This window comes from Hydrogenophaga sp. (assembly GCF_031426985.1).
Taxonomy (GTDB): Bacteria; Pseudomonadota; Gammaproteobacteria; order Burkholderiales; family Burkholderiaceae_C; genus Hydrogenophaga.
In genome coordinates, this window is sequence record NZ_JASJOY010000014.1 from 13,071 (window position 1) to 28,168 (window position 15,098).

Here is a 15,098-nt window from a genome sequence, read left to right on the forward strand (position 1 = left end):
TTGGCTTCCCATCAAGTAGCTTTCCAAGCAGGTGAGCGTTTCCACCCGAGCGGGAACACTCGCCATTTCACTACCATTGACCGTTCAAGGCTGATCTCCGACACTCGAACCTAACGCCTGAAAGTTCGCGTGTTGCGCAACTGGTCATTGGCCGAGCAGGGTCTCAAGCGACCGCTTTGTTGCTCAGACCGGTCACTCTATTGATGCGAGCCGGGCAAGGTAGCAGGAGCAACTGATCACACCAAGGATGAATTGGTTCTCCCGACCCGCTGCGGTCGGTGTTGATGTAGGCAACGATCCCAGAAAACCGTCCGAGAAACCGGGGGAATCCCACCCCGGATACTTGGCGGCACGGCTTATCGGAACCATTGCGAAGAGCATCCGCAGTTGGCCCGCGGGTCCGAAACACGTAGCCAAGGTCTTCTCAAAGAATTAGATCGGCCAGAACCATAGAACGTCCAAAAGCATTCTCTGGTGTGGTGACCTCATGGCTGCACCGAGCAGTGCGAAGCTGCCACATGAGCCGCTCGGTGCGATGCCTCGTAGTGTGCAAGCGGCTCATTACCATTTAACGCAACGAGCAAATTTTCAGCAGCCTGCAACTCGATGGCTCGGCGAACCTTCTTCACCGCCGAACCAATGTGGGGTGTGAAAACCGTGGAGGGGTGTTGCAAGAGTTCCGGATGAATCTGGCGTGGACGGTCTGCCAGCAGCCAGTCTTCCATCTCGTACACATCGGCGGCGTAGGCACCCAGGCGCTCGTCCTTGAGCGCCCGTGCCACGGCAGCCTCGTCCACAACCGAGCCTCGCCCAATGTTGACCAGGATCTGCCCCCGCCGAACACCTTCAAGCATGGTGTCATTGACGAGGTGACGCGTTACGTCCAGCAGCGGAACGGCCAGAATGACATAGTCGGATTGCGACAGGGCCTCACCCAGGCTCACCATGGTCAGGCGTTCGTCATCACCATGCGGGTCCACGCCCAGCAGTTGAGCGCACCCAAATCCGCAGAGGCGGTCAACGATGGCCCGTCCCACGGCGCCCAGGCCAACGACCGACACGACCGAGCCGTGCAGACCTATTCCATACAGCTGAGGACGCCAGCCGGCGTAGCCCCTGCGAACACGGGTGTCACCAGCGAGCACGTGACGCGCAGCGGCAATGGCCAGACCGATGGCCAGCTCTGCCGTGGGCTCTGTCAGAAGGTCTGGCACAAAGCTCACGCTGACCCCCGCTTGTGCACAGGCCATCAGGTCAAAATTGTCATACCCTTTCAATGCGCAAGCGATGGTCTTGAGCCGTGGAGCGTTCAACAAAGTTCGCCTGTTTACCCGGTCAGGCATGAACGCCATCATGGCGTCGGCGTCCTTCAGGTGGAGGTAAAGCTCTTCCTCGCTCCAGGGCTCAGGCCCTTGATTCATCACTACATCACCGGCGGATCGAAGACGCGCCAGAACTGCTTCATGGATGGGCTGCGTCACCACAATTTTCGGCATCATTACCTTCCTCTCTCTTTCTATTTCAGATGTTTGCGAAGCGCCGACCCAATGCCGTCGACCACGAGCACGCATATGAGGATGGACAGCAAAATGGCGGAGACCTCGTCGTACTTGATCAGGCGCAGAGCTGCCATGAGTTCGAAGCCAATGCCGCCCGCACCCACGACGCCCATCACTGCCGATGCGCGAAAGTGATATTCCCATCGGTAGATGGTGATGTCCGCCAACTGGGGCAAAACCTGCGGTAACACAGCATGGGTGATGACCTGAAACCGGCTTGCGCCCGCGGCCTTAGCGGCCTCCAGAGGTTTCGGGTCCACGTGCTCTATGGCTTCGGCGTAGAACTTGGCCACCATGCCCGTGGAATGCAGGGCCAACGCCAGCACACCAGGCAATGCCCCAAAGCCCACGGCCGCGACGAACAGAATGCCCAGGATGATTTCAGGCACAGACCGAAATGCAGCCAAGATGGTTCTGACGATTCGCCCAACCACCGCATTCGGCGCGGTGTTGGGCGCCGCCACCAGGGCCAGCGGCAACGACGCCAGAACGGACAGCGCCGTGCCTGCGATCGACATGGCTAAGGTGTCACGCAATGGAATGACCCAGTGCTCCCAGCGCTCGAAATTCGGCGGCACCATCTCTGAGGCCAACTGCTGAATCGCTGGGCCGCCTTCGATGAAACGCTGCGCGTCAAAGAAGCCGGTGACATACAAAGCCACCACACAGACGAACAGAACGACACAGGCGGCGCCCAGCCGTTTGAGTCGCTGCTGTCCGTCGATGGCAACTATGGATTCCAGAGCAACAGACGTCACTGCATGCGCCCCAGATCAAGCTTCAGAATTTGTGCGGTGTCACGCAGAACGTCGTAGGCCTTGTCATCGGTCGCGGCAAAGGCCTGCACACGGAATGACTTGAGAATCTCGGCGTCCTTCATCTCAAGAAAGGCTGCACGGATGGCTGCTTTCAACTCGGGCGTGAGGTTGCCCTGCATCGCGATGGGGTAGTTTGGAATGGGAGCTGACAGTTCGAGTTGCACGATCTTGTTGGCATCCACCGTGCCCTTGGCGATGAGGTTGTCCAGAATGGGTTTTGCCAACGCGCCAGCCGGAATTTGCCCTGCCTGAACGGCTCGGGCCACGGCGTCATGCGTGCCCAGGTAAACGGGGCGGTAGTCGGTCTCACCGTCAAGCTTGTAGTTCTTGAGCAGGTGCGCGCGCGGTGCGAGGTGGCTGGACGTTGAAGCCTGGTCGCCAAAGCCAAACGGCTTTCCTCGAACGTCAGCCAGCGTCTTCACCGGGCCGCCCGCCGTGGCAATGAGAACCGACTGGTAGGTCGGAGAGCCGCGCTCCACGCCAACGGCAAAAGGCTCAATGTTGGGCGCCTTGGACTTGGCCAGTACGTAAGAGAACGGTCCAAAGTAGGCCACCTCGATGCGGCCAAAGCGCATGGCTTCAATCATCGACGAGTAGTCCGTAGTCACCGTAATCTCTATTTCCTTCTTCAGGGTCTGTTCCAGGTACCGCTTCAGAGGCTGTGCGTTCTGAATGATGGTGGCGGCGTTTTCGTCCGGCAACAGTGCAACGCGAAGCTTGGAAGGATTTTTGCCCTCGGCATGGGCGCCAAGTGGCAACAGGGCGGCCAAAGTGACGGCAGCGATAAATTGGAAACGGCGACGATTCAGCACGGTAAAAACTCCTTGGATTGAGAGGGGGAATCAAATTGACTGCCCATGTTGGCAGGTGAGGAAGAACGGGACGGTTCGACAGGTGACGACTTCGCGTACAGGGCAGACTGGGCTTCTTCCGTCAACTGCGCTGCTGTCCCGTCGAACACCACCTGGCCCTGGCGAAGGCCCACAATGCGGTCGGCGAACATGCGCGCGAGGTTGACTTGATGCAGACTCACGATGGCCGTGAGTCGGTCTTTCTTGCAGATGTCGTGAAGCAGGGTCAACACACTCTGCGCGGTCGCCGGGTCGAGGCTGGCCACCGGCTCATCGGCCAGCAGCAGGCGGGGCTTTTGCACCAAGGCACGCGCAATGCCAATGCGTTGTTGTTGCCCACCAGACAAGGTGTCTGCCCGTGCTAGGGCTTTCTCAAGCAGGCCTACGCGGTCAATGGCCGCCAGCGCCTCCAGCTTGTCAGCCTTGCTCCAAGGCCACAACGACGCCAGAGATCCGCGGGTGGCGAGCTTGCCCATCAACACATTGGCCAGCACGCTTTGCCGCCCGATCAGGTGGTGCTGCTGGAACACCATGCCGCAGTGGCGCCGATGCTCAAGAAGGTTGCGTTTTGAGACGGTGCCGCCCGGCAGATCGGCCACCGACACCTCTCCGTCTGTGGGGCTAACCAAGCCATTGATGCTGCGCAGCAGCGTTGACTTTCCCGCGCCCGACGCGCCCAGCAGCACAAGGAACCCGCCATGCTGTACCTCCAGCGAGGTGGGCGCAAGCGCTGTGTGACCATCGGCATAGGTCACCGTGATACCCCGCAAGCTCAGATGGCTCTCGCGAATTGCAGTTTTCATAGCTCGGTTTCATTTGTTGTGGTGCGCTAGACGCACACCAGGACTCAAGTGGTCAGAGGTATCTCTCGGGAAAGAGGAGGTTCTGGAAGAAACAGCTTCAGTGGAAGCACAGCTCAAGTCTGGGTGACCAAGGTGTCATGAATATGAAACTTTCATCCCTAAAAATGAGGGCACCCATAGATCACATCAATGTCTGGACTCAGCCTCCTCGCAGCCTTGAAGGCCTTTGACGCAACGGCCCGAGCCGGCAGCATGACCGCTGCCGCGAGAGTGCTCGCTATTCAACAACCGACTGTTTCTTCACACATACAGCGCCTGGAGGTCGACTTCGGCGTGGAGCTTTTTCATCGGCGCGGGCGGCGGCTTGAACTCACGTCCTTTGGACGCACTCTGTTGAACTACACCCGGCGTACCTTCAGTGGCGAGGAAGATGCGCACGCACTGCTCGCTGCTGCGAAAAATCAATACGTAGGGCGACTGGTCATCCATGCCATCGGGCCGCACAACGTGCTGCCCGTGTTGAAGCTGTTCATGAAACAGTTCCCCCAGGTCAACGTGGCTGTTGGCGTAGGCGACTCGCGAACCATCACCGAAAAGATTCTTGACTACCAGGGAGACGTGGGCATGGTGCTCAATCACGTCGCTCACCCAGATCTATTTGGCGCGGCTTACCGTACCCAGCGATTGGTGATATTCGGCAACACCCAACACTCACTCGCGCAACGGGCCACTCTCAAACTGCGTGATCTGCAGGGTCAGAGGTTCGTCATCCGAGAGGAAGGATCGACGACCAGACGCGTGTTTGAACAAGAACTAAAGGAGCGAGGCGTCGAGGTGCAGGTGGCTCTGGAGATGGGCAGCCGCGAGTCCGTTCGAGAGGCGGTGGCGGAGGGGCTGGGCCTAGGCGTCGTGGCGGAAACAGCCTACAGGCCAGATCCTCGCCTTGTTAAGTTAACTATTTCAGACACCAGCATGGCGACACAGGTGCACTTCATCTGTAGAAAGGAGCGGCATCAAGCTCCTCTGATCTCGACCTTCCTGGGTTTGGCGCATAGCGTAAGTCAGAAAATTGCCTAGGTATGGAACTTGGATTCCATGCAGCCGTGGGGCATGGGACCGAGGGGCAACTGTTCGCCTGTAGGCCGACTTAAGTTAAGGGTTGTAGGACGCCCGTAATCGCGCGGCGATCCCATCTTGACTGCGGGGCGCGGTCGTGTATCTGAATATGCGCTGTCAGGCTGACTGCCAGCGGTATGGCAGCAGCTCGCCGATCTGGGTGGCGGGCTGCATGGGCAGGCGTGCCATGACATCGCGCAGGTAGGCGTAGGGTCGTGCCCGTTCATGGGGAGACGTGTGCTAGACCATGACTGCAGCTCCCTCGATACCGGTCATCGATGCTGCCGCGCTGCTGGGTGAGCCAATGACAGCTTTGTGCCAGGCACCGTGAACTCAGGTCACGGCCGCGACCGACAGCAACCGCTGCACTTCCGTCACTCAGGCCTCGGCATCGCCTCTCCTGAGCGGGTATCTTCCGGCGTTGGCTGCTGAGCAGCAGCCTCTATAAAGTCAGCCACCGTCTGCCATCCAGAGCGCAGCTGCGCTTCACTCTTGCCCACGTAGTGTCCCAAAGTCACGTCACCTGCAACCGAATGGTTGAGCATTCGCTTCAGCAAACCACCTGAGACCAGCTCTTCAGCAATGCTGGCAAAGGTATCGCGCAAGCCATGACCCTGCACATGGGTCTTTGCCTTCGCATTGATCCACTTCAGCGTTTTTCGTGCATCGGTAATCGGGAATAACACTTCGTCAGGTTTCCGGCCAGCGCAGTGCTTGGCTGCGATTTCCAGCGCCTGTCGGGCCAGGAGCAGCTTGTGGTCGCTACGGTTCTTTGTGTCCCGCAGAACAACTTTCCCGACATCACAGTCCACGTCGCCGCCCCTGATTGGCGGGTAGTTGTATCGCTTGTCGCCATGAATCTCTCCTCCGCGACACCCGGTCAGCAACTGGAAACGGTAGTAGTCGGCCGCGACTTGTGAGGGGGCTTTGCCACTTGCACGCCACCAGGCACCCAGTCGTTCCGGTGGGATGGGAGCTGGATTCCCTTTCGCAGGCGCGAGCACGATCCGATCGCGCCCAGCTGTATCACGCCCTAGCGGATTGCCCGGCACCACAACCCCGTGCCATCGCATCACCGCACGCAGCACCTGCATCGCATAGTCGGCTTGCCGTTTTGAACGCTTGAGCAGCGACGAATACTGATCCCGAATGTCATCGGAAGTGAGCTTCAACAACAGCTTGTCGGCGAGCTGAAACAGCAACCCGTCTGCCAGTTTCTTCCCCGTCTTGGTTGTTTCCCCGGGTTCGACCATGGCCAGGTAGTCAGCCTTTGTGCGGGCCTTCAATGGCAGACCGTCCTTTGCCCGCCGCTTCTTGTCGACGTACTCGCGGAGTGCCTTGGCGACTGTCATGCCCTCCTGCCGGTCCATTTGTTCTCGCTCAGCTGCTTCGGCCCGCAACCGTGCCTCCTCTTGGGCTGGCCAGTCCACCCCGTCCCGCGCAAGCGCCCGGATGCGAGCGGCCTCTGCACAGGCCGTGGCCAGCTTCATTTGGCCCGGACCTTCCCCATACTCCTGTGGCAATCGATATTGGCGCTCTACATCAGACCCTTTGACGGAGTAGCGGACCAGCAAGGTGCGAACACCGTCTGGCGCGATGCGCAGCTGCAAGCCCCGGTCGAGCGTGAGCTTGTAGGGCTTCGCTTTGGCTTTGTGGGTTTCAATCGCTCTGACAGTGAGGAGCGGCATTTGCGTGTTCCGTGTCCGACTGGTGTCCGAAAAATCCTGAGATCAGATGCTACCGAGCGGGACCTCATGAAACAACAAATTCTTGTAACCCATTGATTTAGAAGGTTTTTATTTCGTCCCAGGACGTCCCATAGCGTCCCAGAAAATCTGGTTTATACTGACTGTTAATCCGCAGGTCCCTGGTTCGAGTCCAGGTCGGGGAGCCAAGTCAATCAAAAGCCAGCAGGTTAGCGCCTGCTGGCTTTTTTGTTTTCTGGGTCCACTGTGTCCGACACGTGTCCGAATTTTTTCCGGACTCATGCATGCGTCCGGGACACAACACACCAGCGACCAAAAGGTGATCCCCCACCCCATCGACGATGGGTGGACTCCACCAAACGGCGTAGCTGCGGTTCACCAGATTGCGGAGTCTTCAAGCTTCCGACGGTCACTTGTCAATCGCCGCAAGTGAAGCCAGCGAGCCGAGAGTGCGACCACCGCCACAGCGGTGCGAGGCCAGGCATTTCTCCAGCAGATGCGTTCACGCCCAGCAAGCGCTTGACCACTTCGTATCGTCCGAATAGCAACGCAAGCGATGCCACACCAGGCACCTTGATCCGATTGACGATGCAGATGGCAGCCTGTGATGCGTATGCCGACCAAATGGTTGACCACATGTTCGCGCAAATGCCCAACCTCTGTCGCTCCATGGGGGGGCGCACGGTGATCTCCCCCTCCGATCTTGCCCAGCTGAACATCCACCTGGCGGGTGGCGATCGGTTTGCAGGCGGGTGCGGCCTGGACCAGCTTCTCCTGTGGCGGCCCTTGCCCGGAACCCGCGACCACGAAACACCGGTTCAGAAGCTCTGACACATCGGCTCGTCCACCCTCCCGGGACCGCGGTTGGTCGGTGCGTTCGGCACGCATGTGGTCAAGTGCCTGAGCTGATCCCCCCTCTGTTGCCGGCCACCGCTCGGGTTGGCGAAAAGCGGACAGGTTCTCGCTGTTTTGGGATAGCGTGGCACACGGCACGCTGCCAGACTGGCGCCCATCCGGGCTGTCAACCCGGCTGAAACATTCCATGTCGCATGTTTTGTGGCGTCAGTTTTCATATTTTGTTTAAGTTTAAATAACTTAAACATGAATCAAAAGGAAGATGTATCGTGAAAATCGTCTGTATCGGTGGTGGACCCGCAGGTCTTTATTTCGGCCTGCTGATGAAGCAGCTCGACCAGCGCCACGACATCACGGTGGTCGAGCGCAACAAGGCTTACGACACTTTCGGCTGGGGCGTCGTGTTTTCTGATGCCACCATGGACAACATGCGCGAGTGGGACCCGGCCACGGCCACCGAGATCGAGCAGGCCTTCAACCACTGGGACGACATCGAGCTGCTGTTCAAGGGCCGATCGATCCGCTCAGGTGGGCACGGTTTCGTGGGCATCGGGCGCAAAAAGCTGCTGAACATCCTGCAAGCGCGCTGTGAGGAACTGGGCGTCAAGCTGGTGTTCGAAACCAACGCCGATTCCGACCTGGCCTATGCCGACGCCGACCTGATCATTGCCAGCGACGGCATCAATTCGCAGATCCGCACGCGCTACGCCGACACCTTCAAGCCCGACATCGTCACCCGCCCCAACCGCTACATCTGGCTGGGCACAAACCGGCTGTATGACGCCTTCACCTTCGATTTCCAGCGTACCGAACACGGCTGGTTCCAGGCGCACATCTACAAGTTCGACGAGAACACCACGACCTTCATCGTCGAATGCCCCGAACACGTCTGGCAGGCCCACGGCTTGGCCGAGGCAGATCAGGAGCAATCGATCGCCTTTTGCGAAAACCTGTTCAAAGACACGCTGCAGGGCCACCCGCTGATGACCAACGCTCGCCACCTGCGCGGCTCGGCCTGGCTGAACTTTCAGCGCGTGGTGTGCGAACAGTGGTGGCTCAAGAATGCGCACGGCAGCCATGTTGTGCTCATGGGCGACGCGGTGCACACCGCCCACTTTGCCATCGGCTCGGGCACCAAGCTGGCGATCGAGGACGCGATCGAACTCACCAGGCAGTTCAAGCGCCTGGGCGACAGTCCCGACAAGATTGGTGAGGTGCTGGGCTCCTATCAGGAACTGCGCCGCGTGGAGACGCTGCGCTTGCAGAACGCCGCCTGGAACGCCATGGAGTGGTTCGAGGTGTGCGGCGAACGCTACTGCGACCAGCTGCCGCCCGAGCAGTTCATGTATTCCATGCTCACGCGCAGCCAACGCATCAGCCACGAGAACCTGCGCCTGCGCGACAAGGCCTGGCTTGACGGTTACGAAAAATGGTTCGCCCAGCAGGCTGGCGTCGACAGCGCCGCTCCCGTACCGCCCATGTTCACACCCTACACCGTGCGCGGCGTCACGCTCAAGAACCGGATCGTGGTCTCTCCCATGGCCCAATACTCGGCAGAGGACGGCCTGGCGGGTGACTACCACTTGGTGCACTTGGGCGCACGCGCCATGGGGGGCGCCGGCCTGGTGTTTGCCGAGATGAGCTGCGTCAGTGCCGAAGGCCGCATCACCCCTGGCTGCCCCGGCCTGTACCGACCGGAGCACACGCAGGTCTTCAAGCGCATTGCAGACTGGATACACACCCACACGGACGCCAAGTTCGCCATTCAGATCGGCCACGCCGGCGCCAAGGCGTCCACCCGCCTGGCCTGGGATGGCATCGACCAGCCGCTGCCTGACGGCAACTGGCCCATCCTGTCGGCGTCACCCCAGCAATACCTCGAAGGCGTTGGCCAGCTCTCGCGTGCCATGACCCGCGCCGACATGGAAACCGTGCTGGCCCAGTTCGTCGCCTCGACCCGCGCCGCGCATCAAGCCGGCGCCGACTGGCTGGAACTGCACTGCGCCCACGGCTACCTACTGTCGAGCTTCATCTCGCCGCTGACCAACCACCGCGACGACGAATACGGCGGCAGCCTCGACAACCGGCTGCGCTATCCGCTGGAAGTCTTCAAGGCGGTGCGCGCCGCTTGGCCGGCAGACAAGCCCATATCGGTGCGCATTTCGGCGCACGACTGGGTCGAAGGCGGGATCACGCCCGACGACGCCGTGGACGTTGCCAAGGCATTCAAGGCGGCCGGCGCCGACATGATCGACTGTTCCTCGGGCCAAGTCAGCAAGAAGGAAAAGCCCGTCTACGGTCGCATGTTCCAGACGCCGTTTGCCGACCGCATCCGCCAGGAAGCGGGCATCCCCACCATCGCCGTAGGGGCCATCAGCGAGGCCGATCACGCCAACTCCATCCTGGCCGCAGGCCGCGCCGACCTCTGCGCGGTGGCCCGCCCGCACCTGGCCAATCCGGCCTGGACCCTGACAGAAGCCGCCAAGATCGGCTACACGATGCAACCCTGGCCCAGGCAGTACCGCTCGGCCAAAGGGCAGATGGAGTCGATCTTCGCCCGCGAGAAGGCCATGGCGTCCGTGGGGGCCAAATGAGCACGACCGCCCGCCATGCGCTGGTGACCGGCGGCGGTCAGGGCATCGGTGCTGCCGTGGCCCGTGAGCTGGTGACGCGTGGCCTGAACGTCACCGTGCTGGGCCGCCGGTTGGAGGTGGTGCAGGCCTTGGCCGACACCGACCCCGAGCATCTGTTTGCCGCGCGCGCCGACGTGGCCGACCCCGCTCAGGTGGCCGAAGCCGTGGCCCGGGCCGAGGCCCGATTCGGTCCGGTCGACGTGCTGGTCAACAACGCCGGCCAGGCGCAGACCGCGCCTTTCCTCAAGATGGACCTGGCGCTGTGGAACCAGATGCTGAGCGTCAACCTTACCGGCACGGTGGTCTGCACCCAGGCGGTGCTGCCGGGCATGGTGGCGCGTGGGTGGGGCCGGGTCGTCAACGTGGCCAGCACGGCAGGCCAGGTCGGTTACGCCTACGTGTCGGCCTATTGCGCGGCCAAGCACGGCGTGATCGGCCTTACCAAGTCGCTGGCGCTGGAGATGGCCCGAAAAGGCGTCACCGTCAACGCGGTATGTCCCGGTTACACCGAGACCGACATCGTGCACGAAAGCATAGCCCGCGTGATGGCCAAGACCGGACGCAGCGCCGAAGCAGCGCGCGCCGAGTTCGTGAAGTCCAACCCACAATGCCAGCTGGTGCAGCCCGAACAGGTGGCCGATGCGGTTGCCTGGCTGTGCGGTGATGGCGCGTCGGCGGTCACCGGTCAGTCGATCTCGGTGGCCGGCGGCGAAGTCATGTGAGCAGGCCGGTCACACACGAAGCACCCCCATGAGTCATCCCGTCGAGCCCTCCTCTTCCTCGTCCACACCGGTGCCGCGTCCTCGGTTCGTGCGCGAGCGGCGCATCCGGTTTTCCCACTGCGATCCCGCGGGCATCGTGTTCTACCCCCAGTACCTGGTGCTGTTCAACGGCCTGGTCGAGGACTGGTTCACCGAGCACCTCGGGGTGTCGTACGCCGGGCTGCTGAGCAGCCGGCGCATCGGCCTGCCCATCGTGCGGCTGGAGTGTGATTTCTGCGCCGTCAGCCGCATGGGGGACGACGTCCAGTTCGGTCTTGCTGTCGAGCGGGTGGGCACCCGGTCGATCACGCTGCACCTGGACTGCCGGGCCGACCGGGAGCTGCGCGTGTCGTCCCGACAGGTGCTGGTGTTCACGAACCTGGACACACACGCCGCCATCGAGATACCGGCCGATGTCCGCGCCGCACTCGACACCTCCGTTCAATAACCGACGATGACAGGAGATCTCCATGCAAGTCTTGCTTCCTGCCGGCTGGCCCCGCCCACGGGGCTATGCCAACGGCGTCACCGCACGCGGCCGCATGGTCTTCGTGGCCGGCATGGTGGGCTGGGATGCGCAGTGCGTGTTTCACACCGACGACCTGGCTGGCCAGGTCCACCAGGCGCTGCAGAACGTGGTAGCGGTGCTGGAAGCCGGTGGCGCCAGGCCCGAGCACATCGTGCGCATGACCTGGTACGTCACCGACAAACGCGAATATGTGGCGGCGTATCCCGAGATCGGCCGGGCCTTCCGCGAACTGATCGGCAGCTTCAATGCCGCCATGACGGCGGTTCAGGTGATGGCCCTGATGGAAGACCGCGCCAAGGTCGAGATCGAAGTCACGGCTCTGGTGCCCGACTGAGCCGTCCCGAGCGGTGCCCCGGCCCGGGGGCGCCCCGGAATGGGCCCGATTGTCGAAAAAAGGATACAGGCCGCACGGAAAGCGGATAGCCCCACGCCCGGCGCAGCGCCATGATCAGGTCCCGTAGATAGCGACACACCTTTCTGTTTTTTGTGACCACATGTTCAAGACAAACTGGTTTGCATTCCTGAAGGCCCTGGCCATGTTTGCTGGCATGGTGCTGGCGGCGGACATCCTGCTGATCACCGCCGAGGTCCTGTTCCGCAACCTGGGCTGGCGGGGGCTGGGCTGGGCATCGGACGTGATCGAGTACTCGCTGCCGCTGGCCACGCTGCTGGTGGCACCCTGGCTGGTGGCGCAGAAGGGCCACGTCAAACTGGATCTGCTGGTCGAGCGCATTGCATCGGGCCAGCGCAACACGCTCTACCGGATCACCATGTGGCTGGCCACCGTGATGACCGGGGTGCTCGTCTACGCCTCAACCCTGATGGCCATCGACACCTACCAATCGGGTGCCCTGGTGATGAAAAGCCTGGTGTTCCCCGAGTGGTGGCTGATGGCTGCGGTGCCGCCCATGTTCCTCCTGATCGCCCTGGAGTGCCTGCGCAGCGCGCTGGCCGGCGCCGACTGACCGCGACACGGAAACACATCACATGGCCTGGTGGCAACTCACCCTGATGATCTTTGGCGCCCTGAGCCTGCTGCTGCTCAGCGGCATCCCGGTGGCGTTTGCCTTCATCTCGATCAACATCGTCGGAGGCTTCTTCTACCTCGGCGGACTGGACGGCCTGCCGCAGCTCGCACGCTCGGGCCTGAGCGCCATCACCAATTTCTCACTTACGCCCATTCCTTTCTTTCTGCTGATGGGCGAGTTGCTGCTGCACACCGGCGTGGCGATGAAGGCCATCGATGCATTTGACGGGTTGATCTCGCGGGTGCCTGGCCGTCTGGCCGTGATCGCGGTGGTCGCGGGCACAGTGTTCTCGGCCATTTCTGGCTCCACCGTGGCCACCACCGCCCTGCTGGGCAGCGTGCTGCTGCCCCAGATGCTGGCGCGTGGCTACCACCCCCACATGGGTGTCGGCCCGATCATGGCAATCGGCGGCGTTGATGCCCTGATTCCGCCCTCCGCCATCACCGTGCTGTTCGGCAGCCTGGCCAGTATTTCGGTGAGCGGGCTGCTGCTGGGCGGCGTGGTGCCCGGCATCATGCTGTCGTTTCTGTTCGTCGGCTACATCATCTTCAAGGCCTGGCGCCATCCGGAGATGGCCCCGTCCTTTGAAACCAAGCAGCTGCGCGGCTGGCAGCGCTGGCGCCCGGTGGTGTTGTACGTCACACCGCTGCTGGGCATCTTCCTGGTGGTCGTCATTGCCATGACGCGAGGCTGGGCCACACCAACCGAATCAGCGGCCATCGGCGCACTGGCCACCGTGGTGGTGTGCGTGTTCTACCGCTCGCTCACGCTGCAGAACCTGACGCAGGCCCTCATGGGCACGGCCGCCGTCTCCGGGATGATCCTGTTCATCATCTTCGGCGCCACGACCTTCTCGCAGATCCTGGTTTTCACCGGCGCAACCAACGGCATGGTCGACCTCATCCAGGGCCAAGGCTACAGCGCCGCCACCGTGGTGGTGGTGATGATGCTCATCCTGCTGGTGCTGGGCTGCTTCCTCGACCAGGTGGCCATCATGCTGATCACCCTGCCCTTCTTCATGCCCATCGTGCAGCAGTACGGCATCGACCCGATCTGGTTTGGCATTCTGTACATGATCTGCATGCAGCTGGGTCTGCTCACGCCGCCCTTTGGCACCCTGCTGTTCACCATGCGCAGCGTGGCACCGAGTTCGATCACCACGCTGGACATTTACCGCGCCGTGCTGCCCTACGTCGGCTTTGGCACGCTGGTGCTGCTGCTGGTGTTCCTGTTTCCCTCCATCGCCACCTGGCTTCCCGCCGCCATGTCCCGCTGAAGCGGCGACACCCTTACCCCAACCCCTCCCAAGGAGTGCCTTCCATGATTGCTCGTCTTACCCGTTGCAGCCTGTACACAGCGGTTGCCATGACACTGGGCCTGGCCATCACGGCCCCCGCCTCAGCCCAGGAGGTCACGCTCAAGGCCGTGAACGCCTTCCAGGAGGGCACCTACTTCGCCAAGAACTTCGAACGCTTCATCAAGAAGGTCAACGATGAGGGCAAGGGCGTGGTGCAGATCACGTATGTGGGCGGCCCCAAGGCCATCCCCACTTTTGACCAAGGTGCCGCCCTGCGCAACGGCGTGGTGGATCTGGCCAACACCTCCGCCTCGTTCACGGCAAGCCTGGTGCCCGAAGGTCTGGCCCTGAACTACACCCAGATGAGCATGGCCGAATTGCGCAAAAACGGCGGCTTGGATTTGCTCAACAAGGCGTACATGGACAAGGGCCTGTACTACTTCGCGCGCACCGGCGAGAACATCCCCTATCACATCTACACCAACAAGAAAATCGACAAGGCCGACCTCAACGGTCTGAAGCTGCGCATCGCGCCGATCTACCGCGACTTCTTCCAGAAGCTGGGCGCCACGGTGAGCACCATCCCGCCCGGTGATGTCTACACATCGCTGGAGCGCGGCGTGGTCGACGGCTACGGCTGGCCGCTGCTGGGCATCTTCGACCTCGGCTGGCAAGAGAAGACCAAGTACCGCGTCGACCCAGGCTTCTACACCATCGAGCTGGGCGTGGTCTTCAGCGCCAACAGCTGGAAGAAGCTCACGCCAGCGCAGCGCACCTTCCTGGAGAAGCAGGGCACCTGGCTGGAAAGCCTGAACGCCGAGGACGCCGCCCGAGACGTGCCCGCCGAGCTGAAGAAGCAAGAGGCCGCCGGCATTCAGGTGATCAAGCTTGACCCCACGCAGTCCGCCCTCTTGCTCAAGACCGCCTCAGAAGCGGCTTGGGATGGCATCGTGCGCACCAGCCCCACTCACGGCCAGTCCCTGCGCAACAAGATGGCACCGAAGTAAGGCACGCCCGCGCCGCGCCCAGCGGCGCGTCTCGCCCCAGGGGGCGGCGGCAGCCGTCCGGCAAAGCCGGTCCGGGGCCCTCCCCCGGCTTTGCGCTGTCTCAAGCCAACGAGCCTTGCCACGGCCACTGGAGTC

Annotated in this window: 14 protein-coding genes and 1 pseudogene; 9 read left to right on the top strand and 6 right to left on the bottom strand. The window is 61.7% G+C overall.

The genetic code is table 11. The features are described 5' to 3' along the window. Nucleotides 1-485: 485 nt before the first annotated feature. The 4 genes from RMP09_RS01955 to phnC are packed head-to-tail and all read right to left on the bottom strand — an operon-like array spanning nt 486 to nt 4,031. The gene (locus RMP09_RS01955; protein WP_204734956.1) at nt 486-1,499 is read right to left on the bottom strand and encodes a phosphonate dehydrogenase; all 1,014 of its coding nucleotides are present in this window, start codon (nt 1,497-1,499) and stop codon (nt 486-488) included. A 17-nt stretch (nt 1,500-1,516) separates the two neighbouring features. Further along, a complete protein-coding gene (gene phnE, locus RMP09_RS01960) occupies nt 1,517-2,317 on the bottom strand; it encodes a phosphonate ABC transporter, permease protein PhnE (protein ID WP_310564328.1) in 801 nt (266 codons plus the stop codon). Beyond that, nucleotides 2,314-3,189 (bottom strand): phosphate/phosphite/phosphonate ABC transporter substrate-binding protein, encoded by an 876-nt coding sequence (gene phnD, locus RMP09_RS01965; protein ID WP_204734958.1) that lies wholly within the window; start codon nt 3,187-3,189, stop codon nt 2,314-2,316. The genes phnE and phnD overlap by 4 nt, the downstream gene beginning before the upstream one ends. Beyond that, a complete protein-coding gene (gene phnC, locus RMP09_RS01970; RefSeq protein ID WP_008903163.1) occupies nt 3,183-4,031 on the bottom strand; it encodes a phosphonate ABC transporter ATP-binding protein in 849 nt (282 codons plus the stop codon). The genes phnD and phnC overlap by 7 nt, the downstream gene beginning before the upstream one ends. 189 nt (nt 4,032-4,220) lie before the next feature. Between phnC and RMP09_RS01975 the strand changes: the two genes are divergently transcribed. Beyond that, a complete protein-coding gene (locus tag RMP09_RS01975) occupies nt 4,221-5,108 on the top strand; it encodes a LysR substrate-binding domain-containing protein (RefSeq protein WP_086926349.1) in 888 nt (295 codons plus the stop codon). A 156-nt stretch (nt 5,109-5,264) separates the two neighbouring features. On the opposite strand, the pseudogene RMP09_RS01980 reads toward RMP09_RS01975, so the two are convergent. Beyond that, a pseudogene (locus RMP09_RS01980) lies at nt 5,265-5,374 on the bottom strand (transposase domain-containing protein); the annotation flags it as partial. 147 nt (nt 5,375-5,521) lie between these two features. Next, nucleotides 5,522-6,835, bottom strand: coding sequence for an integrase family protein (locus RMP09_RS01985; protein WP_310564329.1), 1,314 nt, complete (start codon nt 6,833-6,835; stop codon nt 5,522-5,524). 591 nt (nt 6,836-7,426) lie between these two features. Here RMP09_RS01985 and RMP09_RS01990 point away from each other — a divergent pair. The 8 genes from RMP09_RS01990 to dctP all read left to right on the top strand — a co-directional run bounded on the left by RMP09_RS01990 (nt 7,427) and on the right by dctP (nt 14,963). Next, nucleotides 7,427-7,684, top strand: coding sequence for a hypothetical protein (locus RMP09_RS01990; RefSeq protein WP_310564330.1), 258 nt, complete (start codon nt 7,427-7,429; stop codon nt 7,682-7,684). A gap of 293 nt (nt 7,685-7,977) precedes the next feature. Then, complete coding sequence (locus tag RMP09_RS01995; protein ID WP_310564331.1) at nt 7,978-10,302, top strand: bifunctional salicylyl-CoA 5-hydroxylase/oxidoreductase; 2,325 nt, start codon at nt 7,978-7,980, stop codon at nt 10,300-10,302. Beyond that, on the top strand, nt 10,299-11,063 hold the full coding sequence (locus RMP09_RS02000) for an SDR family NAD(P)-dependent oxidoreductase (RefSeq protein ID WP_310564332.1): 765 nt from the start codon (nt 10,299-10,301) through the stop codon (nt 11,061-11,063). The genes RMP09_RS01995 and RMP09_RS02000 overlap by 4 nt, the downstream gene beginning before the upstream one ends. A gap of 28 nt (nt 11,064-11,091) precedes the next feature. Continuing rightward, on the top strand, nt 11,092-11,550 hold the full coding sequence (locus RMP09_RS02005) for a thioesterase family protein (protein ID WP_310564333.1): 459 nt from the start codon (nt 11,092-11,094) through the stop codon (nt 11,548-11,550). A 22-nt stretch (nt 11,551-11,572) separates the two neighbouring features. Continuing rightward, nucleotides 11,573-11,965, top strand: coding sequence for a RidA family protein (locus RMP09_RS02010; protein WP_310564334.1), 393 nt, complete (start codon nt 11,573-11,575; stop codon nt 11,963-11,965). Between the two features lie 160 nt (nt 11,966-12,125). Further along, the gene (locus RMP09_RS02015; protein WP_310564335.1) at nt 12,126-12,596 is read left to right on the top strand and encodes a TRAP transporter small permease; all 471 of its coding nucleotides are present in this window, start codon (nt 12,126-12,128) and stop codon (nt 12,594-12,596) included. A 22-nt stretch (nt 12,597-12,618) separates the two neighbouring features. Continuing rightward, nucleotides 12,619-13,935 (top strand): TRAP transporter large permease, encoded by a 1,317-nt coding sequence (locus RMP09_RS02020; RefSeq protein WP_310564336.1) that lies wholly within the window; start codon nt 12,619-12,621, stop codon nt 13,933-13,935. A gap of 89 nt (nt 13,936-14,024) precedes the next feature. After that, nucleotides 14,025-14,963: a TRAP transporter substrate-binding protein DctP gene (dctP, locus tag RMP09_RS02025; protein WP_310564337.1), complete on the top strand. Its 939-nt coding sequence runs from the start codon at nt 14,025-14,027 to the stop codon at nt 14,961-14,963. Nucleotides 14,964-15,098: the final 135 nt, after the last annotated feature.